This is a genomic window from Microbacterium wangyouchuni (genome assembly GCF_051546305.1).
GTDB lineage: Bacteria > Actinomycetota > Actinomycetes > Actinomycetales > Microbacteriaceae > Microbacterium.
In genome coordinates, this window is the sequence record NZ_JBPTMA010000002.1 from 675,556 (window position 1) to 698,446 (window position 22,891).

The following is a 22,891-nucleotide window of genomic DNA, read 5'->3' on the forward strand; positions in this document are numbered from 1 at the left end:
CAAGGAGAAGGAAATGGCTGGAGAACGACAGGCGCGTCTCGCGGACCGCATCCGCGTCATCCTCGCGGAACGCCTTGACAAGGGGCTGCGTGATCCGCGGTTGGGTTTCGTCACGATCACGGATGTTCGCGTCTCGGGTGACCTGCAACACGCATCGGTCTTCTACACGGTGCTCGGAACAGAGGAAGAGCGCGTTTCCAGTGGTGCAGCCTTGGCTTCTGCCACAGGCATGCTGCGCAGCGAAGTTGGCAAGCATCTCAACACTCGTCTGGTGCCGACGCTGGAGTTCATCGCGGATGCTCTGCCGGAGAACGCCGACAACATCTCCGCTCTGCTGCGCGAGGCGCGGGAACGCGATGCCGAGGTGGCCAAGCTCGCCGCCGGCGCAAAGCACGCCGGTGAAGCTGACCCGTATATGAACGACGAAGACGACAACAGGTAGTCATTTTCGGCTCTCTGCTACCCTGATCCCGGTTACTGGCGCTCCAGCGTCAAACAGAAGATCGGTGTTCAGTGGGGAGAGCCGATGCCCGAACTCGCGGTGATGGCGATCAGCGCGCCCGCGGCGAGCAACGACCTCCGTGCGCTGGTCAATGGCGTTTCTGCACAGTTGCTCTCGCATGGACTCGCGGTAGCACCGCACGTCACAGCGCACCTGCTCAACCAGCTGAACGGCGATCCGGCTACCGTGATCGCGGTCGCGCAGCAGCTGACGCCGGAACAGCGCACCGGTCAACGGATGCTTCCGCAGCCGCTCCCGCTCGTGCCCCTCGTGGAGGAGCTGTTCGCTTCGCTGGATCTGGCTGCCACGAACTTCCGTTTGCTGCTGCTCGCGGCACTGTGCACCGATGATCGACTCGACCTCGTACTCGCTGCTGGTGACAGCAATGCCGACGAGGTGCTCACCGGTGTGCTGGCGCAGCATCTGACCATAACCTCCGGTCGATTCACATTCGCCGACGATCGCTTTGCGCTCTGGATAGAGGCCACCGCCTCTCAAGCGGATCGTGCTCACGCGCATGAACTGCTCGGCCGGGTTCATCAACAGCTCGGCGAGGAGCTGCAGGCCAATTGGCACATCGCACGTGGTGCGATCGAGCGCACACCTGCCGTCGTCGAGATCCTGCTGAGTGCTGCGCGACGGGAAGCCGATTCCGGGCAGGTCGAGCGTGGGTTTCGGCTGGCGGCGGAAGCTGCGGATCATGCCGTGGGAGCACAGGCTGACGCCGCGCGGCTGGTCGCGGGAAGCGCGGCTTTGGGCGCCGGATGCATGCACGAGGCGGCCGATTGGCTCGGAAGCGTTTTCCCCACAGGAGCTGCTGACTACCCAACCGGAGCGCTGGCGCCGCTGCTGATCGCTGAGTTGGGCGCCCACGGCGTGATGCCCGTGCTCGACCCTGCCGAGTACCGGCCGCGCACCGATGATGCGCAGCAGTGGCGGCAATGGGCGCGTGCGGCGGGAGTGGCAGCCATTTTCTGCGCGGAGCGCCGTGAGATCTCAGCGATGCGCGGATGGCTCGCAGAGCTACGAGACGCCGATGCCCGAGCCGACGCGGGCGGGGAGATTCGTGACTGCGCTGTTTCGCTGTGCTGGATGCTCAGCGGCGAGGCTGAATCCAAGCATTCAGCTCCGGCGGGCGCATTCTCCCGTTGCATGGTCGAAGCGCTGCGTGCGGCATTGGACGGCGACATCGATCGCGGATTGCAGTTCATCGCGAGAGCGAGAACGCGTCTTGATGATGAGGTGGATCCGCTGCTGGCTGGGCTCGAGCACAGTCCGGTCGTGGATGCCTACCTGGCCGTCACAGAAGTGCTGCTGCTCTTCTGGCGCGGCGACATCACCACCGCGCTGGAGCGGTTCGCCGCGGCAGCGGTGCAGGCACCGGTGGGAATCGCCTTCGCCGGGCTCGGCCCCGCATTGGCGCAGCGGCTCGATATCGCGGTGCTCGGAACCCCGGAACCGCTGACACTGTCGCTCGTGCAGATCCTTCCGGTCGGAAATCGCATCGACGGGCTGATCAGTGCCGGTCTGGAGGCGTATCTGGCTGGCGAAACTGCCGTCGCAGCGATGCAGGCCACCCTCTGGCACGATCGTGGCGCGCCGGAGCATCCATTGGCACTTCCTGGTCTTGATGAGGTCGGCCCCGTGACGGAGCGATCGCATGTAGAGCCCCCAGACTTGGCCGCCGCTCGTGGGTTGCGCCGTCGCATCCGCTTGCTGCCGGAATCGGGATGGCGACGTGAATGCGCAGAGATTGCCGCAGCGGCGCGGGAGCTGCAGTCGCCGTTCGCGCGTGCGCGCGTCGAAGCGATGCTGGGTTCGGTAAACATCACGCGCGGCGATACGCGCGCGGGCACTCGGTTTCTCCGCACAGCCTGTCAGCTGTTCGATGATGCCGGCGCCGATGCCTGGCTTGCGGCTACCCGGGAGCGGCTGCGCCGCGCGCATACCTCCGGTGAGGTCGCAGGGCATATCGAGACAGCGCCACTGGCGATCATCGACCACATCGATCCGCTCGATGCGAGCCGGACGGCATGGGAGCCGCTGCTGACAGAACGAGAGCTCGAGGTGGCGATGCGTGTGGTTCAGGGAGCGACCAACAGAGAGATTGCCGATGAACTCGACGTTTCGGTGCGTACGGTCGAGGTGCACGCCGGACGCGTATTCAGCAAGCTCGGCGTGCGCAAGCGCGTCGAGCTGACTCTGCTCGCGCACCGGACGGCGCGGCACTTCTGATCGGGGTTCAGCGCGGGAGCCGCAGCATCCCGTCCACGGCCTCGACCAGGCCGTCCGCGATCAGGGAGTCGATCGCCCGGTCGCGCTGTGCGGGCTCGCCCCAGTCGTGGATCACCGAATCCAGGAGCAGGGTATTGTCGTGTGCTGCTCGCAGCGACTTGAGCACAGCGCCGCGGGCCTGACGGTCCGAGCCCTCGTATCGGGCCTGGCGCGGCCGATCGTCACCGGTGTCGGGATACCCGGACGCCGCCCAAGCGCACTGGGCCAAAATCGGGCACTGTGCGCATTTCGGTGTCCGAGAAGTGCACACGGTGGCGCCGAGTTCCATCATTGCGGCGTTGAAGATCGCCGAATGTTCTCGATCTGTCGGCAACAACTCTGACATCGCGGTGAGGTCGCGGCGCGCGGCAGCGCCGGGCTGCGACTTGCCCTCGAGCGCGCGCGCCATGACGCGCCGGGTATTCGTGTCGACAACCGGATGATGATCGCCATAGGCGAAGACCGCGACTGCGCGAGCGGTGTAGTCGCCGATTCCGGACAGAGCGAGAAGAGCATCCACATCGCGCGGAACCACACCGTCATGGCGTTCGGTGATCTCGATCGCCGCACGATGCAGCCAAAGCGCGCGTCGAGGATAACCGAGATTCGACCACTGCTGGACGACCTCTGCCGGTGTGGCCTGGGCCATCCGAGCAGGCGTCGGCCAGCGTTCCAACCACGCCTCGAGGTGCGGAATCACCCGAGAAACCGGTGTCTGCTGCAGCATGAACTCGCTGACCAGCGTGCCCCAGGCACCGAACTGCTCATGAAACTGAGGGCGGCGCCAGGGCAGATCTCGAGCATTGTCGCGGTACCAGTGTGCAAGTACCGGCGCCACGGTCAAGGGGGGTGTCGAGATTGCAGCCACCTCGTTAGCCTAGGCGGAGCGTTCCGACGCGGACGCAACCGTCGGCTTCCGGGAGGTTCACATGCCGCGCAGATCGACTGCACTGATGGCGATCGGCATGCTATCGGCGCTCATTCTCAGCGGATGCGCCTCGGCGCCTCCGGAAGCACCGGCTTCGTCGCCTCCGGCGCCGTTACCTCCACCCTCGTCAGCTCCTCCGACCTCGTCCTCACCCGATCCTTCGCCGGCGCCGGAGACACCGGCGATCGATCCAGAGGACCCGTCCACCTGGTTGATCAGCGAGCTGGGCATCGGCCCCATCGAGACGGGCGCGGACTTCGCCGCCACACTGAGCGAGCTGCCGGCGACCTGGACCAATGATGACCACTGCTCCTGGGCTGCGTGGTGGAACGCCTCCGACAGCTCGTACAGCGTGGACTTCGTTCGGGGGACGGAGACGGAGCAGGAACCCATCGTGCTCGTGTCGACATCCGCGGCCGACCCGATCACCCCGGGTTTGGGGCCGCGCACCGGAGAGGGGCTGGGGATCGGCTCGAGCAAGGATGAGGTGCTGTCCCAGCATCCGGATGCCGTCGCCGGGCAAGCGCAGATCGGTGAGGGGACCTGGCTGGGCGTGCCGACCGCAGGTGCGACGATCTTCTTCGAGTACTACACCGCGACCGACCAGGCGAATGCGGTTACGGTGACCACGCTGGAAACACCGCCGTACGAGGTGTGCGGCTGAGGGAGCGTCCGCGCGCGTGCACCAACCATCGATAGGCTTGAGGGATGGTCTCGTCGGGCATTCTTCTCGTTGATAAGCCCGGTGGGCTCACCAGTCATGACGTCGTCGCTCGCACGCGTCGTGCTTTCGGAACCCGCAAGGTCGGGCACGCCGGAACCCTGGACCCGATGGCCACGGGGTTGCTCGTGATCGGTATCGAGGGCGCAACCCGTCTGCTCACCTACATCGTGGGGGCGGACAAGACCTATTTCGCGACGATCCGGCTCGGGCAGAGCACGACAACCGATGATGCAGAGGGCGAGGTCACCGCCACTGCTGATCCGGCGTCCGTTGCTGCCATCACCGAGGTGCAGCTCACCGCCGGCATCGCAGCGCTCTCCGGCGATATCTCGCAGGTACCCAGCACCGTCTCGGCCATCAAAGTCGATGGCCGACGCGCCTACGATCGGGTTCGGGCCGGTGAAGACGTCCAGCTCAAAGCGCGGGCGGTGACCGTATCGCGCTTCGAGATCCTCGCGCAGCGTGCCGGCGACGGTGTCATCGACCTCGATGTGGTGGTGGACTGCACATCGGGCACCTACATTCGCGCGCTCGCGCGGGATCTGGGGGAGACGCTCGGAGTGGGCGGACACCTCACCGCACTGCGCCGCACCCGAATCGGACCGTTCGACGTGACGGATGCTGCGCTGCTGGATGACCTTGCAGATGCTGAGCCGCTGACGCCGGCGGCTGCGGCCGCACAGATTCTGCAGCCGCTGGATGTCTCGGCTGAGCAGGCGCGAGATCTCAAGCACGGCAAGCGTCTGGCGGATGAGGCATCCCGACTGGCGGGAACCTTTGCTGCGGCGATCGATCCTGACGGTCACCTGGTCGGCATCGTCGAAAAGCGGGGGAAAGACCTGAAAAGCGCAATGAACATGCCGGAGGAGATCCGATGATCCTGTGGTTCACGATCGTTCAGATCATCGTCGCCGTCGCCGCCGGACTGTTCTGTGTCGTGGCGGGGATGGCAGGGCGCCGACCGAGCGATTACACGGTCGGGGCGCTCGCTTTGATCGAGGTGCTGCTGATCGCCCAGATTGTGGTCGGGATAGTCGCGCCGTTGGCAGGCAACCCGCCCACCGGCGATCTGCTCGAGTTCTGGGTGTATCTCGTGTCCGCGGCACTGGTGCCGATCGGGGGAGTGCTGTGGGCGCTGCTGGACCGGAGTCGGTGGAGCACGGTCATCCTGGGGGTCGCAGCATTCGCTGTTGCCATCATGCTCTGGCGGATGGAAGTGATCTGGACGATTCAGATCGGGTAGGCGGCGGCGCTGGGCACGGATTCGCGCGGATAAGATGGACGATGCTATGAGCATCACCGAAACTCGCACACAGATGACCGGCATCGGTCGAGTCCTCGTCATCGTCTACGCCGTGATGGCGCTTGCCGCCACCGGTCGCAGTTTTGTCCAGATCGTGCGCAGCTTCGCAGAGGCACCGTTGGCGTACTCGCTCTCGGCGCTTGCGGCTGTCGTGTACATACTGGCGACACTTGCGCTCATTCTTGCGGGCCGGCGCGGATGGTATGCAGTCGCGTGGATTGCTATCGTCTTCGAGCTCGTCGGCGTCCTCGTCGTGGGCAGCCTCAGCATCGCACTGCCCGAGTTGTTCCAGCACGATTCGGTGTGGTCGGTGTTCGGGCGCGGATACCTGTTCATCCCGCTTGTTCTTCCGCTGTTCGGCATCTGGTGGCTGCGCACCCACAAGCCGGCGACGGTGTCCGCATGATCATCTTCCGCGACCCGCATGAGGTTCCCAGCGATTTCGGACGTTCAGCCGTAGCTATCGGCAAATTCGACGGGGTCCACGCCGGTCACCGTGCGGTCATTGAGCGGCTCAAGGCGGATGCAGCGGAATCGGATGCCCGTTCGGTCGCTGTTACCTTCGACCGCAACCCGCTCGAGCTGCTGCGCCCCGAACTGTGCCCCGAGAACGTCGTCACAACTCAACGCAAGCTCGAGCTGCTGGGCGAACTCGGTCTGGATGCCACACTCATGCTGACCTTCGATCAGGCGCTCGCCTCGCGTTCGGCCGAAGACTTCGTCGAGGAGATCCTGGTCGGCGCTCTGCGCGTGTCCACCGTGCTGGTGGGCAGCGACTTCCGCTTCGGACACCGCGGCGCCGGCACGCCGGACCTGCTGCGCGAGCTCGGGCCGAAGTTCGACTTCACCGTCGATGTCGTCGAAGACGTCTTCCTCGACGAATCCGAGCGTCGAGTGTCCTCCAGCTGGATCAGAGAGCTGCTCGTTCACGGAGAGGTCAGAGCCGCATCCGATGTGCTCGAGCGTCCGGTCGATGTTCGCGGCGTCGTGGTGCACGGGCTCAAGCGCGGACGAGAGCTCGGTTTTCCGACCGCGAACCTCTCTGAGATCGTGGGAGCCCTCGTTCCGGCGGACGGTATCTACGCTGGCTGGCTCGTCGATCACGACACCGGACTTCGCCACCCCGCGGCGGTTTCGGTCGGTACGAACCCCACATTCGACGATGTGCTGGTCCGCCAGGTCGAGGCGCACGTGCTCGACGAGGACTCGCTCGATCTGTACGGCCACGATGTGACAGTCGAGTTCATCGAGCGTCTGCGGGGGATGGTCGCATTCGACGGTGTTGAGGCGCTTATGGAGCAGATGGCTGCCGACGTTGTCGCTGCGCGCGCGCTGCTGACGGGGGAAGTACGCGCCTGAGGATGCGCGGCTCTGCGCTTTTTTGCAGTTATGGCGTAAACTAAAGCCAGGTCCTCTTCGGTCGAGCGCTCACAGCGCCCCGATACGGACCAGACAGCATCCGCACGGTCCTGGCTCACGCCACACGCGGACTAGGCACGGATCGTCTCGAACGATGATTCGGTTTTTCACGCTCAGGAGGAGCATGCCGACTACGGCAACCGCCGCAACACGGCGCAAGAAGACGTCTCGCAAACTCGACGAGGCTCCGCTGATCCCGATTCTCGCGCGCAAGGTGCGCGAGATCGAAGCCAAGGCTCAGCGAGGCAAGCTCGGACCCACCAATCGGGTGAAGTTCCAGGTCATCGCATTCCTGGTGCGCGAGGAACGTGCGCGCGTGAAGACCGATGCCGCATTCAGCGACTCGGCACGTGCAGAGCTGCTCAAGCGACTTGATGGCGTGGCGACGATTCTGGCGAAGACCGCCGCTCGGGACACCTCGTTGATCCAACTGCTGGAAGCTGACCAGGCCACCAGCCCCGTCGCCAAGCGGATGCGCCGTGACTGGTTGCTGGAATCCGGTGCCGAACTTGCTCCGGAAGAGTTGATCATCACCGATGCCGCCCCCGTGCAGGCTCCGGTTGTTCCGGCAGCTCTGGCCGAGCGGCAGGTGATCCCGGAGGCTGTCGAGTCCCGGCAACTCGCCAACCCGTTCCTCGCGCCGGATCTGACCCCCCGCAGCACCACGACCGTCCGCCGCCGGCTGGATGGCTGGGAGCTCATGGGACCGCTCTACAAGGCATTCGAAACGGGTGCCGGTGGATCGGCAGCGACGATGGAGCTTCCGCCCGTACCGGAGTACGACCACATCTCGCCCAAGGGGCTCGAGGTGATGGTGCACCAGTCGCGATTCCTGGAATCCGTCCGCGCCGGCCACCGCAGCTTCCTGCTCGCCGATGAGCCGGGGCTTGGAAAGACCGCGCAGTCTGTGCTCGCGGCATCCATCGCAAACGCCTACCCGCTGCTGGTGGTCGTCCCGAACGTTGTGAAGATGAACTGGGCGCGCGAGGTGGAGCGGTGGACACCGCAACGCCGGGCGACAGTGATCCAGGGCGACGGCACTGACATCGATGCCTTCGCCGATGTGTTCATCGTGAACTACGAGATCCTCGATCGACATTTGGCGTGGCTGGGCTCGATCGGGCTTCAGGGCATGGTTGTCGATGAGGCGCACTTCATCAAGAACCTCTCGTCGCAGCGTTCTCAAAACGTATTGTCGCTGGCGACGCGTGTGCGCGAGCGCACGCGCGACCCGCTGATGATGGCACTCACGGGTACGCCGCTGATCAACGATGTCGAAGACTTCGACGCTATCTGGCGCTTCCTCGGTTGGACCACGGGAGACAAGCCCGGACCCGAGCTGATGAGCAAGCTGGATGACACGGGGCACACCCCGGCGGACAAAGCGTTCTATCCTGAAGCCCGGGATGCCGTCATTTCGATGGGCATCGTGCGGCGGAAGAAGAAGGATGTCGCAGCCGACCTGCCAGACAAGCTCATCGCCGATCTGCCTGTGCAGCTCGACGACGAGTTCGGTCGCAGCATTCGCCAGGCCGAGCGTGAGCTGGGGGAGCGACTGGCTGCCAAGTACCGGCGCATCATCGAGGCGCGTGGAGATCGTTCCCAGAGCCTGTCGCCGGGAGAGATCGACGAGGACATCGTCCGTCTGGTCGCACAGGGCGAGCTCGAGGATTCCCAGGCTGCCGGTACCGGTGGAGACAACGTCTTCACGATGGTTCGCAAGATCGGCCAGGCCAAGGCGATGCTCGCTGCCGACTACGCTGCGCAGCTGCAGCGTTCGGTGGGCAAAGTCGTGTTCTTCGCCAAGCACATCGATGTTATGGACCGGGCTGAGGCGCACTTTGCCGCATCCGGCATCCGCTATGTCTCGATCCGTGGAGATCAGACGACGTCGACGCGTCAGCAGGCGATCGACGACTTCAACGGCGATGAGAGCGTTGGCATTGCGGTGTGTTCGCTCACCGCGGCTGGCGTCGGGCTGAATCTGCAGGCCGCATCGAACGTGGTGCTCGCGGAGCTGAGTTGGACCTCGGCCGAGCAGACACAGGCAATCGACCGGGTGCACCGCATCGGCCAGGACGAGCCGGTCACCGCATGGCGCATCATCGCCGCGCACACGATCGACACGAAGATCGCCGAGCTGATCGATCAGAAGCAGGGGCTCGCAGCACGAGCGCTGGACGGCGAAGCAATCGATGTGGCGGCAAGCGAGCCGGTACAGCTGGCAGCGCTCATGCACCTGCTCAGGGAGGCCCTCGCGGCATAGCCTCGACGGTGCGCAAGAATCATGTTTCTTGCAACGGTTTCTGCGATTTTTCTGCACATGATGTGGAAGAACTGAAAATCAGCGGATATCGTCGCTCAAGATCTGCGATTCTCATCACGCTCGGAATGGTGCCGGACCGTGATGCCCACTAGGGTCGAGAGTAGGCAATGGTGCCCGTCCCACTCCCGAAACCTCTGAAGGCATCAGCATGAAGATCGGTATTCTCACCAGCGGCGGCGACTGCCCCGGACTCAACGCGGTCATCCGCGGCGTCGTGCTGAAGGGCACCACCAGTTACGACCTCGAGTTCGTCGGTATCCGGGATGGATGGCGCGGCGTCGTCGAAGGCGATTTCATGCCGCTCACCCGGCATGAGGTAAAAGGTTTGTCCAAAGTTGGTGGGACGATTCTGGGCACCAGCCGCACCAACCCTTACGAGGGTGACCGCGGCGGGGCAGAGAACATCGCCAAGACGCTGTACGGCCACAAGATCGACGGCATCATCGCGATCGGCGGCGAGGGAACCCTGGCCGCAGCCGATCGCCTGTCGAAGGACGGTATCAACGTCCTGGGCGTTCCCAAGACCATCGACAACGACCTGCGCGCCACGGACTACTCCTTCGGCTTCGACACCGCGGTGAACATCGCCACCGATGCGATGGATCGCCTGCGCACGACCGGGGATTCGCACCAGCGCTGCATGGTCGCAGAGGTCATGGGTCGCCACGTCGGTTGGATCGCGCTGCACGCCGGAATGGCGGCCGGTGCGCACGTCATCTGCATTCCTGAGGTGCCGATGTCGATCGACGAGATCGCGGCACTCGTGAGCAGCGCTCATGATCGTGGACGGGCTCCGCTCGTTGTCGTTTCGGAGGGCTTCACGCTCAAAGGAATGGACGAGGCTTTCAGCGACAAGGGAATGGACGCCTTCAACCGTCCGCGCCTGGGCGGCATCGGAGACCAGCTTGCCCCCGAGATCGAGCGCATCACCGGCATCGAAACCCGCGCGACGATCCTCGGTCACATCCAGCGCGGCGGGTCGCCATCCGGTTTCGACCGCGTCCTGGCGACACGTCTGGGCTTGCATGCGGCGGATGCGATCGTCGACGGTGCCTGGGGACAGATGGTCGCCATGAAGGGCACCGACATCGTGCGGGTGCCGTTCGAAGAGGCGCTGGGCGAGCTGAACACCGTGCCTCAGTACCGCTACGACGAAGCGGCCGCCCTGTTCGGTTGATCGTGTCACAGTTGCTGCGGGAGCAGCGCTCATCCACGCACATCTTCTGTGACGCGGCAGCTGTGTGCGTGATACAAGCTGCGGGTGTTGAGGCGTTGCACACGCAACTTCTGTGACGGGGCTATGCCCGGCCGGGGCGCCAGCCGGCGTTGAACAGGGCGCGTGCGGCCTTGTCTATCGCGATCTGAGGATCCGGGCGCATATGGTGACTCAGCACGCGTACATGATCCCATCCTGATGCACGGATCGCGTCCCAGCGGTCTGCATCCTTCGCGAATTGCGCGTTGTTCTCTGCATGAACGCGGCCATCATGCTCCACTGCCACGCGGTAGCGAGGAAATGCGAGATCCAGGCGAGCGACGAACCTCCCGGCGTCGAAAATGTCCAGATTCAACTCCGGTTCGGGCAATCCAGCCCGCATGAGAAGAAGCCGTAGGCGGGTCTCCTCCGCGGTTTCTGCGCCTGCACGGGCGGCATCGAGCGCCCGCGCAAGCCTGCCGCCAGGCAGATCGCCGGCTTCAGCGATCTCCTGGCGCAGATCGTGGATGCTCAGAAGACGTCGGCGCGGCAGAATTAAGTTGTCTGCGGCGACGATGACGTCGTCGACGGACCAGTTCATTGCCGCTTGGCGCCACATCCGGGCCGGATGCTCGATGGGCACGTCATCGACCATCCACCGATTCGGCGCGCGCTGTTGCAGTCGGTGCCCGATCACGCCATGTCGCCGCGGTTGCCCGGCCGGTCGCCGCGCTGACACATGGAGCGAGCGTTCCTCGGCTCTTGTATAGGGGAGCGGCACGCTGATAAGACCGAGCCCGGTCTCATGGCTGAAGAACTGATCGGGAGTCAGCGCGAGAGCGAACTTTCCTGCACGTTCGAGCATCTCCGTGTCGAGCCGTTGCAATCGCTGCGCGGTGGTCTCGGCATCCGCAACCGGCGGCTTTATGATCAGGGCCGTGCGGACACCGCGAGTAGGCGTGCTGAGATCCTGCGCACGCAGTCGTGAGGCGGACACTCCCTCGGATCGAGCATCCGCGGTGGAGAACGCCCGATTCTGAAGTCGGTCTGGGAGCGGAGCACGCCTGTTCATCGCATCAGCACACCGCAATCACTGCACGCTCCATCACAAGAATTCCACGTTCTGTGGACTGTTCGAGCGATTGAGTGACGGTGCAGAAGATGTCGTTCCCGCGGGTGGATGTCACAGAAGAGGTGAGTGTTGCGGCACGTGCCCGCACCTTCTGTGACGCGGCCAAGACGCACGTCTCAGAAGGTGCGGGCTTCCGTAGCGCGCACCGACAACTTGTGTAACATGCGCCGCGCCGCGGCGACTCAGCTGACGCCGAGGGTGTCGAGCAGCCAAGCAAGTTCGAAGGCGCGTTCCTTCCACGAGTTGTAGCGACCGCTGACTCCGCCGTGGCCCGCGACCATCTCGCACTTCATCAGCACGTCGGATGCCCCGGCCTCCCGCAGCCGCTGCACCCATTTGGCCGGCTCCACGTACAGCACGCGGGTGTCGTTCAACGAGGTCATCGCGAGGATGCGCGGGTAGGGGGCACCGTCGCGGACGTTCTCGTACGGTGAGTACGACTTCATGTACTCGTAGACGTCGGCGTTGTGGAGCGGATTGCCCCATTCGTCCCACTCGATCACGGTGAGTGGCAGCTCCGGATCGAGGATCGATGTCAGCGGGTCGACGAAGGGAACGGATGCCAGAATCCCGGCGAAGCTCGACGGTGCAAGATTCGCCACTGCGCCCATCAGGAGGCCACCGGCGCTCCCGCCCTCAGCCACCATCTTGTTTGCGGTGGTCACTCCGGCCTCGATCAGATGCTCGGCGCATGCCACGAAGTCGGTGAAGGTGTTGCGCTTGTTCAGCATCTTGCCGTCTTCGTACCAGCCGCGCCCCATCTCGCCGCCACCGCGCACATGCGCAACAGCGAAGATGATCCCGCGGTCGAGTTCAGAAAGACGTGCCACCGAGAAACCGGGGTCGATGGAATGCTCGTATGAGCCGTATCCGTACAGGTGCACGGCCCGAGGCTCGTCGCCCGGCTCTCCGAATGAGCGCTTCCACACCATCGAGATCGGCACTCGGGTGCCGTCCGAAGCCGTAGCCCACGCGCGAGCCTGGTCGTAGTGCGCAGGGTCATAGCCCCCCAGAACGGGCTGACGCTTGCGCAGCAGCAGGTCGCGCGTTGTCAGATCCAGGTCGTACACCGTGCCCGGCGTGACGAACGAGGTGTATCCCAGGCGCAGGAATGGTGCGTGCCACTCCGGGTTGCCGCCGACGCCGGCCGAGTACAGCGGTTCTTCGAAAGCCAGCTCCTCGACAGCATCCGTGGCATAGTCGAGCAGACCGACCTGCTCGAGGCCATCACGGCGGTATTCGACGGTCGCGAAGTCACGGAAAGCATCCATCCCCAGCAAGCGCCGGCCCGGCTGATGCGCGATGACGACGCGTCGCTCTCCTTGCGGATCGGATGCCGCCACCGAGACGAGCTCGAAATCGAGGGCATCCTGATTGTGGAGGATGAACAGCCGGTCTTCACCGTCGATGATCGCGTGATCGATCGAATACTCGACGCCCTCGTTGCGTGCCCAGACGAGCCGCGGCTGGGCGGTGATCTCACCCTCGAGATCGACCAGATACTCCTCGCTGGTGATGCTGGAGCCGACGCCGATCACCAGGTACCGGCGGCTGCGAGTGATTCCCGCGCCCAACCAGAACCGCTCGTCGGGCTCATGGAACAGCTGCACATCCGAATCGGTCGCCGTTCCGAGCCGGTGCAGCCACAGCGTGTCCGGACGCCAGGAATCATCCAGCGTGGTGTACAGAATTCCGGTGCCATCCGGGGTGAAGAACGCGCCACCGGTGTTCGGGATCTCATCGGAAAGCACCGTGCCGGTGCTGAGATCGCGCACGTGCACCGTGTAGCGCTCATCACCGGTGAAGTCGGTCGACCAGAGCAATTTTGTGGCGTCATCCGAAACCGCGAACGATCCCAGCGAGAAGAAGTCGTGACCGGATGCCTCGACATTGCTGTCCAACAGGATCTGCTCGCCCGGGACCGCCAGGCCAGGGGCGAGGTTCGGGGGAGTCCAATCGTCGGCGGTCGCCGCAGCGCGGCACTGGATGCCGTACTGCGAACCCTCTTCCGTGCGACCGTAATACCACCAGTCGCCGCGGCGGGTTGGAACAGACAGGTCTGTCTCCAAGACCCGGGCCTTGATCTCTTGGAACAGCGTCTCGCGCAGGGGAGCGAGATGCGCGGTCTGTTCGTCCGTGTGGGCGTTCTCGGCCTCGATATGCGCGATGACTTCGGGGGAGTCCTTCTCCCGCAGCCACTCGTACGGATCCTCGAACTGATCCCCGTGATGGGTGCGGATATGGGCGCGGCGGGCGGCGATTGGAGCGTTGGTCACCATCCCACGCTAGTCGGTGTCGAGTTGACCGATACCAACGAGGGTGCGAGGATTTAGCGGGGCCGGTTAACGGAACACAAACCCACGGTGAACTCTTCGTTCACCACGTCGATCTCGTCGGCAGTTCCCTTCCTCGTCAAACCCGAAAGTAAACGGTGGAAACCGCAGTCCTCATTGTCGTGCTGGTCATCGTACTGGCGCTCTTCTTCGACTTCACTAACGGCTTTCATGACACCGCGAATGCGATGGCGACCCCCATCGCGACCGGTGCTCTCAAGCCCAAGACCGCAGTGCTCCTGGCAGCGGTCCTCAACCTGATCGGCGCTTTCCTCTCCACAGAGGTCTCAAAGACCGTCTCGCACGGCATCATTAACGAGAGCGCCATCCTGGATTCTGGTGCCGAGCTGTTCCTCTCGGTGATCTTCGCCGGCCTGATCGGTGCGATCACGTGGAACATGCTCACCTGGTTGCTGGGCCTGCCCTCCAGCTCCTCGCACGCCCTGTTCGGCGGTCTGATCGGTGCCACCCTTGTGGGCGTCGGCTTCGGCGGGATCGATTTCGGGATGGTGCTGTCGAAGATCGTGCTTCCGGCACTGATCGCACCGCTGACTGCGGGAATCATCGCGCTTCTCGCGACGAAACTCGCCTATTCGATCACACGCCGCTACGACGGCAAGCCTGACGGTCGCGACGGATTCCGCTGGGGACAGATCTTCACATCATCCCTGGTCGCGCTTGCGCACGGCACCAACGATGCGCAGAAGACGATGGGTGTTATCACCCTCGCACTCATCACCGTCGGCTGGCAGAGTTCCGACCACGCCGATCCGTACCTCTGGGTGATTATCGCCTGTGCTGTCACGATCGCCCTCGGTACCTACCTGGGCGGTTGGCGCATCATTCGCACGCTTGGCAAGGGGCTCACCGATGTGAAGCCTGCTCAGGGTTTCGCGGCAGAGAGCTCGACCGCAGCGACGATTCTCGCCTCCAGCGCTCTGGGCTTCGCGCTTTCCACCACTCAGGTCGCTTCGGGCTCTGTTATCGGCTCTGGCCTGGGCAGGCGTGGCTCGACGGTTCGCTGGCGGACCGCGGGACGCATTGCGATCGGTTGGCTACTGACGCTTCCCGCCGCAGCGGCGGTTGGCGGACTTGCCGCGCTGCTGGTCGTTTGGCTCGGCAACTGGGGCGTGGCCATTGACGCCGTGCTCGCGCTGGTGATCATCATCGGGCTCTACCTGCGCTCGCGTCGCAACGCAGTGACGTCTGAGAACGCCATGAGCGATGTGGCCGAGTCCGGTCACGCGATCGAGCTTCCGGATTCGCCGCCCCCCACGCGTCGACAGCAGCGGGTGGCGCAGGCCAAGGCTGAGGCGAAGGCTCGAGCTGAGGCTAAGGACAAGGCCCGGGCTGAGGCCAAGGCCAAGCGCAAGAAGAAGTCCAAAGCTGCGAAGCCGGCGACAACGCCTGAAACGAGCACGAAGGCCGAGGCAGCCGAATGACCGTCATGATCAACTGGCTCGCATTCCTGCAGGTCTTCGCGGCTGCTCTGGTCGGTGCGGCGGCCGTCGTCACCTCTTACGCCTTCGGGCTCCGGCTGCTGGTTCGATCAGGACGTGCCCCGGTGGTGACACCTGCCGAGTTCACCGATGCCATCACCGTGATCTCTGAGAAAGAAGCCAGGCGGGCTGCCAAGCAGGCTGCGAAAGCGGCGAAGAAGAATCCGTTGACCGAAGCGCAGAAACGGCTTTCCCTGTACGGGGCTTACGCGTGCTTCGCCATCTGCGCGGCCGCTGTGATCGCTGGCATCCTCATCATCGTCATCGGACACTGAGTCGCACCTGGGTCGGATCGCTCCGGGATGCATAGACTGGGAACATCCCGATCTATCCGCCACGACCCACAAGGATGTGACATGGCTTCTGCCGCGCCGACCGCAACCCGCACCGAGACTGACTCTCTCGGAAGCATGGAGATTCCCGCCGAGGTTTACTGGGGCATCCATACCGCCCGGGCTGACGCGAACTTTCCGATCGCCAAGCGACCGATCTCGGTGTATCCGGATCTGGTGCGAGGCCTCGCGATGGTCAAGCAGGCCAGTGCCAGAGCGAATAAGGAGATCGGTGTTCTCGACGCCGAGCGGGCCGGTCTCATCGACGCCGCAGCGCAACGGGTGATCGACGGAGAGTTCCACGATCAGTTCACGGTCGGTGTGATTCAGGGCGGGGCCGGCACCTCGACGAACATGAACGCCAATGAGGTCATCACCAACATCGCGCTCGAGATGGCGGGGCGTGAGAAGGGCGACTACGCGTTCCTTGGACCGATCGATCACACCAACCGCAGCCAGTCCACGAACGATGTCTATCCGACGGCGATCAAGATCGGCCTATCGCTGAACCTTCGCTCGCTCCTGGAAGAGCTCGACCTTCTTCGGCGTTCTTTCCTCGGCAAAGCGGGCGAGTTCCACAATGTGCTCAAGGTCGGTCGCACGCAGATGCAAGATGCTGTGCCGATGACGCTGGGTCAGGAGTTCCACGGCTTCGCCACCACACTGGGGGAGGACCAGGAACGCCTCGCCGAGAACGCAAAGCTCATGTTCGAGATCAACATGGGTGCGACGGCGATCGGTACCGGGATCACCACGCATGCGGGCTACGCGCCGGCCGTGCTCAAGCACCTCCGTGCGATCTCCGGATTGGACCTGTCCACTGCCACGGATCTCGTGGAGTCCACGAGCGACACAGGCGCATTCATGTCGTTCTCATCGTCGCTCAAGCGCAATGCGATCAAGCTCTCCAAAATCTGCAACGACCTGCGACTTCTGTCTTCCGGCCCGCAGGCCGGCCTGGGAGAGATCAATCTCCCCGCCAAGCAGGCCGGATCCAGCATCATGCCAGCGAAGGTGAACCCGGTGATCCCGGAAGCGGTCAACCAGGTTGCTTTCGCCGTGGTCGGTGCCGATATGACCGTCACGATGGCGGTGGAGGCCGGTCAGCTGCAGCTCAATGCCTTCGAGCCCGTCATCGCGCACTCGATCTTCCAATCGATCACCTGGATGCGCCAAGCCATGTGGACGCTCCGCGTCAATTGCGTCGATGGAATCACGGCGAACGAAGACCGTCTGGGAGCCATGGTCGGAGCATCGGTCGGAGTCATCACCGCGCTGACCCCGTTCATCGGTTACGCGGCAGCGGCCGCTTTGGCCAAGACCGCCCTGCTGACGAACCGCAACGTTGCCGACCTCGTGGTCGAGGCTGAGCTGATGTCGCGCGAAGAGGTTACCAAGCAGCTGTCGCCGGCACGTCTTTCTGGTCTTGAGGCTGTGACCTCGGCGATCCCGATCGTCCTGCCCGAGGACATGATCCAGATCTGAAGCCGGCTCGGTTCCGGGCGATTCCGTCCGGAACCGGACCGCTCAGTCGGTGATGCGGCAGTGCGTCGTCAGCTCGCCGATGCCGTCGATGCCGACGGTGACAGTGGAACGATCACGCAGGAAGATCTGCGGATTGCGCGAGTATCCGGCGCCCCCGGGGCTGCCGGTTGAGATGAGTGCCCCCGGCAGCAGCGTGATCGACTGTGACAGGTGCGCGATGAGCGCAGCGACGGAGCGCACCATCTGCCCGGTCGACGCGTCCTGCACGGTGTGTCCGTCCACAACTGTCCAGATGTGCAGATTCTGCGGGTCAGGGACCTCATCCGCGGTCACGGCGTACGGGCCGGTCGGGGTGAAGCCGTCGAACGACTTGCATCGCGACCACTGGGCCTCGGCAAATTGGATGTCACGGGCGGTGATGTCGTTTACGACTGTGTATCCCCAGACATGGTCGAGCGCGGCTGCCTGGTCGACGTTCTTGGCAGGCCGACCGATCAGCACGCCGAGTTCGGCCTCGTAGTCGATGGATTCGCTGAGGCTGCGTGGCCACTGGGTGATGGCGTCGTGCCCGGTGAGCGAGTTCGGCCACAGCGTGAACACCGTCGGCGCGGTGTCTGTCTTCAAGCCGAGTTCGCTGGAGTGCGCGGCATAGTTCAGTCCGATTGCAATCACCACGGGCGGATTCAGCACCGCGGATGCGAAAGAATGCTCGGCGAGTGGATGACGGGGGGCGCTACCGCGGCCGAGCGCTACGCGAAGTTCGCTCAGCAGGTCATCTCCGCCCTCGATGAGCTCCTGCAGTGTGCGAGGGGCGGAGGAGAGAAGATCGGCGACCAGAATGGCCTCGGAGTCCTCAACGACTGCGAGTTGGACGTCGGTGCTGTCGGAACGACGCAGATGGGCGAAGCGCATGGTCACTACGCTACCGGTCAGCGATGCGGGCAGGGCTGAACAGTTCCCTTAGGCTTTTGCTATGACATTCGGAGGACCGGCACAGCCGCAGTACACACCGCCGGCTCAGCAATCGCCGTATGCCTCCGCACTTGCGCAGCCCACAGCATACGCGCCGCCGGCCCCGGTGGCACCGGCAGCACCGGCGCTGCCAGAGCTGCCTGTGCCGACCAAGCACGGGCGCAGCGTTTCGATCTGGTTGTTCGGCGTGCTCGGCTTCGTGCTGGTGGTGCTGGTCGGCTACTTCGTGTGGGCGCTGGGGGCGGCGGCATCCGGAGTCGGCCTCATCCTCGCTGTCATTCCGCTCACCATCGTATTTCTCGGCGTTCGCATCATCGATCGGTGGGAACCGGAGCCGAAGTCGCTCATCGCCTTTTCCATCGCCTGGGGTGCGATCGCGGCCGTCGGCATCACACTGCTCGTCGATATCGGTATCACCCTGTTGCTCGGGCTGAACTCCGCAGGATTCTCTGCGGTGGTGCAGGCGCCGATTGTTGAGGAGCTCGCCAAGGGCCTCGGCGTCTTCCTCGTGTTCGTGATCGGCAGGCGGGCTTTCGACGGTCCGGTGGACGGTGTCGTGTACGGGGCGCTGGTCGGCGGTGGATTCGCCTTCACCGAGAACATTCAGTACTTCGCGATCAGTCTGATCGAGGGCGGTGGAGCGGATCTCACAGTGTCGTTCGTGATGCGGGGGCTGATGTCGCCGTTCGCGCATGCGATGTTCACCGCTCTGACCGGTTTCGCGATGGGGCTTGCTGCGCGCCGGCACGCGTCGACGGGGGCGGTGCTGAGCGCGGGGCTTCTGGGGATCGTCGGGGCCATGGTTCTGCACGCGTTCTGGAACGGTTCGGCGATGTACGCAGACTTCTTCCTGCTGTACATCCTGCTGCAGGTGCCGCTTTTCATCGGCTTCATCCTGGTTGTCGTCGCGCTGCGCAAGGAAGAGGCTCGTCTGACACGGGAACGACTCGGCGAATACGCCGCAGCGGGCTGGTTCACCCCCGAAGAGGTGACGATGCTGGCAACACCTGCCGGACGCAAGGTCGGACTCCACTGGGCGGCTTCGCTGAATGGTGATCGACGTCCGTTGATGAAGCGGTTCATCAAAGACTCCACGGCGCTGGCGGCTGTTCGTCAGCGTGCGCTGACCGGGCGAGATGCCTTGGCCGCGGACGATGAGCGTGCGCTACTGATGCGCATGCGTGCGACGCGTGCCGCGTTACTGGAGTACTGAGAGATCGACGGGGTGAGAATCTGACCCCGAGCAACACTCAACGCCCGGTGCTGCGGCGATGCCTGCGAGTCTCCCGGGCGCTGAGGTGATCTGAAACCAGCATGCGCCGAGCCCTGAAGAAAGTCAAGAGACTCTGGGGTGCCGATTCGACACTGTGGCGTCGCCAGATGTTCGCTCTCAGCTGGTGTCTTCGCGTTGACCGAGCAAGGGCGCTCCGGTTGGATGGAACCATGACTGATCGCACAAAGCCCGAGTTTGACGCACCGAGCGGCCCCGCCCCGGCAGAGCTCGCAATCCGTGACCTGATCGAGGGGGATGGTGCCGAGGCGAAGCCCGGCGATACCGTGACCGTCCATTACGCCGGAGTCGAGTTCGACTCCGGTGAAGAATTCGACTCGTCCTGGGGTCGTGGCGAAACGATCCAGTTCCCTCTGCGCGGTCTTATCCAGGGCTGGCAGGACGGCATCCCGGGTATGAAGGTCGGCGGACGGCGCGAGCTGGTCATTCCGTCGCACCTGGCCTACGGCCCGGCCGGATCCGGTCACTTCCTCGCCGGCAAGACACTGATCTTCATCATCGACCTGGTTGCCGTCGGCTGACGCACCCGCTGAGATATGCCCCCGTCTGGTTCGCCGGACGGGGGCATTACTTTTTTGAGAGATTCGGAATATATGCGACTGCATAGGAGTTGTCGCTTTGTGAACGTCACGAGACGGACCCGATTCTTGAGGAGAACCACATGAGCAGCATCGACATCCCCGGCTACCGCGCAGGCACCTGGATCCTTGACCCCTCGCACAGTGAGGTCACCTTCAGCGTTCGGCACATGATGATCTCGAAGGTGCGCGGCAGCTTCGGCATGAAGAGTGCAACGCTGGTTGCGCCGGAGAACCCGCTTGAGGCTCAGGTCACCGCGAGCGTGGATGTCACCTCGATTGACACCAACGACGAGGGGCGTGATGGTCACCTCCGCTCAGCCGACTTCTTCGACACCGATGCCTACCCGACGATGGAGTTCGTTTCCACCGGTGCCCGGGCCGATAACGGCGACTTCTTCATCGACGGTGACCTGACGATCCGCAACGTCACCAGGCCGGTCAGCTTCGCGTTTGACTTCGGCGGCTTCGGTCAGGACCCGTACGGCAACTACAAGGCCGGCGCATCCGCCACGACCACGATCAACCGCGAAGAGTTCGGCCTGACCTGGAACGCCGCTCTTGAAACGGGTGGCGTGCTCGTCGGCAAGGACGTCACCATCACTCTCGACCTTCAGGGCGCACTGCAGCAGGACTGATCACGATTCAGAACCCCGGGCCTGATTTACGGCTCGGGGTTCTCTGCGTCGTAGTCGCGGAATCGTGGCGCCAGGCGAACGAGCATCGCCACCAGTACGATCACGATGAATCCGCCCAGCAGCGGCGGAAACCACAGGCTCGTGAGCGTTGCGAGCGTGCCGGCGTACAGGGCACCGACGCGCGGACCACCAGCCACGACGATGATGAAGATGCCCTGAAGACGGCCCCGGATGCTGTCCGGAACCGACGATTGCATCATCGTGCTGCGATAGATCGAACTGACGTTATCGCAGGCGCCGGATGCTGCCAGCGCGATGCACGCGGCGATGAGCAGCCCGACGTTGACCGTGGTCGCACTGGCCGCGGGCATCCACACTCCGATGAGCAGGACCGCGCCGAAGGCGAGGATGGAAGCTCCGTAGGCCTGAATCGCGCGCTGGATGCCGCGGCCGTGCCAGCGGTACCGCACGATGCGGCCGGAGAACAGACTCGACAGGAACGTTCCGGCCGCAACAGCAGCGGTTAACGTGCCGGTTGTCACGGGGCCGCCTCCCAGGAGAAAGGTTCCGAGGGCGGGGAACAGTGCGAGGGGCTGGCCGAACGTCATCGCAACGATGTCGAGGATGTACTGCATCCGGATGTTCTTGGCGCGCTGGAGGAATCGCCATCCGTCGACGAGAGAGGCAATGCCCGGTCGAACGATCGTTCCCTCCGGCCGCAATGCTGGCAGAGTCCACAGGCCCATGAACATGGCGAGCATGAGAACCACGTCGATTGTGTACGTCCACCCGTAGCCGGTTGTAGCGACAAGAACCCCAGCGAGCGCGGGACCAGCCATCACCATGACACCGATGGTGATGCCGTTCAGTGCGGATGCTGAAGCCAGCAGTTCGCGGGGGATCAGGCGCGGGATGATTGCCATCCGAGTGGCCATACCGACGGAGTTTGCTGCCGCATTGATGGCGCTGAGCGCGTACAGCCACCAGATGGTCTCCAGTTCCGTCCAGGTCAACGCTGCGAGCAGGACCGTGGAGGCGAACGTGATGGTGGCTGCGACCAGTGCGACGCGGCGGCGATCGAATGCGTCGGCGAGCATTCCGCCGTACAGCCCCGCAAAGATCATCGGCACAAGGCCGGTCACCGCGACCATGGAGACGGCGAAAGTGCTTCCGGTGAGCTCGAATACGTGCAGCATGATCGTGACGAGGGTGAGCTGGCCGCCGAGCCCGGCAAGGGTGGACCCGGCCCACATCCTGGTAAAGGCGCCGCTTGCGCGAAACGGTCGCAGATCGATCAAGGCGTTGTGCACCAGATGAGGCTATCCGGGAATGATCGCCGGTGTCGGGGGAGTGTTCTTCGGGCTGGTAAGCTGTACAGGTTGCCGTTTGATCGGCCGCGGATAAAGAGAGCCCACGCATCAGGCGTCGGGCGCCGCGCAGTGAACTGAAAGGGGATCCCATCTATGGCACTCGAATCTGACGCTAAGAAGGCGATCATGGAAGAGTACGCGACGCACCCCGGTGACACCGGATCCCCCGAGGTGCAGGTTGCAATGCTGACGCAGCGCATCAAGGACCTCACCGAACACCTCAAGGACCACAAGCACGACCACCACTCGCGTCGTGGCCTGTTCCTTATGGTGGGTCAGCGCCGTCGTCTGCTCGGCTATCTCCAGGACACCGACATCGCACGTTACCGTGCGCTGATCGAGAAGCTTGGACTGCGCCGATAACGCACCAGCGTTCAATCGCACTTCTTCCGAAGGCCGCCCCAGGTGTGGGGCGGCCTTCGTCGTTCATCCTCGGGCCACGAGAAACGTCTTGCCGCATGAAACTTGGGTTGTGAAGTCTCAGGACATTGGTGACGGTTGTGTCTCAGGACATCGGTAACGCTTCTTGCTGATTTGGTGGTGACACTTCGGTATGGCGTGATCGGGTGATGCCGCCGAATGAGCCGATC

Annotated in this window: 22 protein-coding genes; 16 read left to right on the forward strand and 6 right to left on the reverse strand. The window is 63.9% G+C overall.

Features of this window, described 5'->3' with window-relative positions; translation table 11 throughout:
* Positions 1-13: 13 nt before the first annotated feature.
* Positions 14-442, forward strand: coding sequence for a 30S ribosome-binding factor RbfA (rbfA, locus tag ACSS7Z_RS06520; RefSeq protein WP_438253665.1), 429 nt, complete (start codon positions 14-16; stop codon positions 440-442).
* A gap of 84 nt (positions 443-526) precedes the next feature.
* Entirely contained in the window at positions 527-2,737 is a 2,211-nt protein-coding gene (locus ACSS7Z_RS06525; protein WP_438253666.1) for a helix-turn-helix transcriptional regulator, read from the forward strand.
* Between the two features lie 7 nt (positions 2,738-2,744).
* Here the strand turns inward: ACSS7Z_RS06525 and ACSS7Z_RS06530 are convergent, their stop codons facing one another.
* Both ACSS7Z_RS06530 and ACSS7Z_RS06535 read right to left on the reverse strand, forming a co-directional pair.
* Entirely contained in the window at positions 2,745-3,644 is a 900-nt protein-coding gene (locus ACSS7Z_RS06530; protein WP_438253667.1) for an HhH-GPD family protein, read from the reverse strand.
* A 57-nt stretch (positions 3,645-3,701) separates the two neighbouring features.
* Positions 3,702-3,935 carry a hypothetical protein gene (locus ACSS7Z_RS06535; RefSeq protein WP_438253668.1) on the reverse strand — a complete coding sequence of 78 codons (234 nt, stop codon included), beginning with the start codon at positions 3,933-3,935 and terminating at the stop codon, positions 3,702-3,704.
* Here ACSS7Z_RS06535 and ACSS7Z_RS06540 point away from each other — a divergent pair.
* From ACSS7Z_RS06540 to ACSS7Z_RS06570, 7 genes are all read left to right on the forward strand, one after another.
* Positions 3,916-4,368, forward strand: coding sequence for a hypothetical protein (locus ACSS7Z_RS06540; RefSeq protein ID WP_438253669.1), 453 nt, complete (start codon positions 3,916-3,918; stop codon positions 4,366-4,368). The genes ACSS7Z_RS06535 and ACSS7Z_RS06540 overlap by 20 nt on opposite strands.
* A gap of 44 nt (positions 4,369-4,412) precedes the next feature.
* Positions 4,413-5,306 (forward strand): tRNA pseudouridine(55) synthase TruB, encoded by an 894-nt coding sequence (gene truB / locus ACSS7Z_RS06545; RefSeq protein ID WP_438253670.1) that lies wholly within the window; start codon positions 4,413-4,415, stop codon positions 5,304-5,306.
* Positions 5,303-5,671, forward strand: a complete 369-nt coding sequence (locus tag ACSS7Z_RS06550) for a hypothetical protein (protein ID WP_438253671.1) — start codon at positions 5,303-5,305, stop codon at positions 5,669-5,671. The genes truB and ACSS7Z_RS06550 overlap by 4 nt, the downstream gene beginning before the upstream one ends.
* Positions 5,672-5,744: 73 nt before the next feature.
* On the forward strand, positions 5,745-6,137 hold the full coding sequence (locus tag ACSS7Z_RS06555) for a hypothetical protein (protein ID WP_438253715.1): 393 nt from the start codon (positions 5,745-5,747) through the stop codon (positions 6,135-6,137).
* Entirely contained in the window at positions 6,134-7,090 is a 957-nt protein-coding gene (locus tag ACSS7Z_RS06560) for a bifunctional riboflavin kinase/FAD synthetase (RefSeq protein ID WP_438253672.1), read from the forward strand. Before ACSS7Z_RS06555 ends, ACSS7Z_RS06560 begins: the two co-directional genes overlap by 4 nt.
* Before the next feature lie 184 nt (positions 7,091-7,274).
* Positions 7,275-9,416 carry a DEAD/DEAH box helicase gene (locus tag ACSS7Z_RS06565; protein ID WP_438253673.1) on the forward strand — a complete coding sequence of 714 codons (2,142 nt, stop codon included), beginning with the start codon at positions 7,275-7,277 and terminating at the stop codon, positions 9,414-9,416.
* Between the two features lie 208 nt (positions 9,417-9,624).
* Complete coding sequence (locus ACSS7Z_RS06570) at positions 9,625-10,653, forward strand: 6-phosphofructokinase (RefSeq protein WP_438253674.1); 1,029 nt, start codon at positions 9,625-9,627, stop codon at positions 10,651-10,653.
* A gap of 121 nt (positions 10,654-10,774) precedes the next feature.
* Here the strand turns inward: ACSS7Z_RS06570 and ACSS7Z_RS06575 are convergent, their stop codons facing one another.
* The gene (locus tag ACSS7Z_RS06575) at positions 10,775-11,743 is read right to left on the reverse strand and encodes a putative endonuclease domain-containing protein (protein WP_438253675.1); all 969 of its coding nucleotides are present in this window, start codon (positions 11,741-11,743) and stop codon (positions 10,775-10,777) included.
* A gap of 242 nt (positions 11,744-11,985) precedes the next feature.
* Positions 11,986-14,082 (reverse strand): S9 family peptidase, encoded by a 2,097-nt coding sequence (locus ACSS7Z_RS06580; RefSeq protein WP_438253676.1) that lies wholly within the window; start codon positions 14,080-14,082, stop codon positions 11,986-11,988.
* Positions 14,083-14,234: 152 nt separating this feature from the next.
* Here ACSS7Z_RS06580 and ACSS7Z_RS06585 point away from each other — a divergent pair, with 152 nt between their 5' ends.
* The 3 genes from ACSS7Z_RS06585 (at position 14,235) to ACSS7Z_RS06595 (ending at position 17,452) form a co-directional block, all read left to right on the forward strand.
* Positions 14,235-15,578, forward strand: a complete 1,344-nt coding sequence (locus tag ACSS7Z_RS06585) for an inorganic phosphate transporter (RefSeq protein ID WP_438253677.1) — start codon at positions 14,235-14,237, stop codon at positions 15,576-15,578.
* Positions 15,575-15,910, forward strand: coding sequence for a peptidase (locus ACSS7Z_RS06590; protein ID WP_438253678.1), 336 nt, complete (start codon positions 15,575-15,577; stop codon positions 15,908-15,910). The genes ACSS7Z_RS06585 and ACSS7Z_RS06590 overlap by 4 nt, the downstream gene beginning before the upstream one ends.
* A gap of 81 nt (positions 15,911-15,991) precedes the next feature.
* Complete coding sequence (locus tag ACSS7Z_RS06595; protein ID WP_438253679.1) at positions 15,992-17,452, forward strand: aspartate ammonia-lyase; 1,461 nt, start codon at positions 15,992-15,994, stop codon at positions 17,450-17,452.
* Positions 17,453-17,494: 42 nt separating this feature from the next.
* On the opposite strand, the gene ACSS7Z_RS06600 is transcribed toward ACSS7Z_RS06595, so the two are convergent.
* Positions 17,495-18,364: a fumarylacetoacetate hydrolase family protein gene (locus ACSS7Z_RS06600; protein WP_438253680.1), complete on the reverse strand. Its 870-nt coding sequence runs from the start codon at positions 18,362-18,364 to the stop codon at positions 17,495-17,497.
* A gap of 61 nt (positions 18,365-18,425) precedes the next feature.
* Here ACSS7Z_RS06600 and ACSS7Z_RS06605 point away from each other — a divergent pair, with 61 nt between their 5' ends.
* From ACSS7Z_RS06605 to ACSS7Z_RS06615, 3 genes are all read left to right on the forward strand, one after another.
* Positions 18,426-19,637 carry a PrsW family intramembrane metalloprotease gene (locus ACSS7Z_RS06605; RefSeq protein WP_438253681.1) on the forward strand — a complete coding sequence of 404 codons (1,212 nt, stop codon included), beginning with the start codon at positions 18,426-18,428 and terminating at the stop codon, positions 19,635-19,637.
* 230 nt (positions 19,638-19,867) lie between these two features.
* On the forward strand, positions 19,868-20,236 hold the full coding sequence (locus ACSS7Z_RS06610; protein ID WP_438253682.1) for an FKBP-type peptidyl-prolyl cis-trans isomerase: 369 nt from the start codon (positions 19,868-19,870) through the stop codon (positions 20,234-20,236).
* Between the two features lie 140 nt (positions 20,237-20,376).
* A complete protein-coding gene (locus ACSS7Z_RS06615) occupies positions 20,377-20,931 on the forward strand; it encodes a YceI family protein (RefSeq protein ID WP_438253683.1) in 555 nt (184 codons plus the stop codon).
* Positions 20,932-20,957: 26 nt separating this feature from the next.
* On the opposite strand, the gene ACSS7Z_RS06620 is transcribed toward ACSS7Z_RS06615, so the two are convergent.
* On the reverse strand, positions 20,958-22,184 hold the full coding sequence (locus ACSS7Z_RS06620) for an MFS transporter (RefSeq protein ID WP_438253716.1): 1,227 nt from the start codon (positions 22,182-22,184) through the stop codon (positions 20,958-20,960).
* A gap of 210 nt (positions 22,185-22,394) precedes the next feature.
* On the opposite strand from ACSS7Z_RS06620, the gene rpsO reads away from it, so the two are divergent.
* The gene (rpsO, locus tag ACSS7Z_RS06625; protein ID WP_438253684.1) at positions 22,395-22,664 is read left to right on the forward strand and encodes a 30S ribosomal protein S15; all 270 of its coding nucleotides are present in this window, start codon (positions 22,395-22,397) and stop codon (positions 22,662-22,664) included.
* Positions 22,665-22,891: the final 227 nt, after the last annotated feature.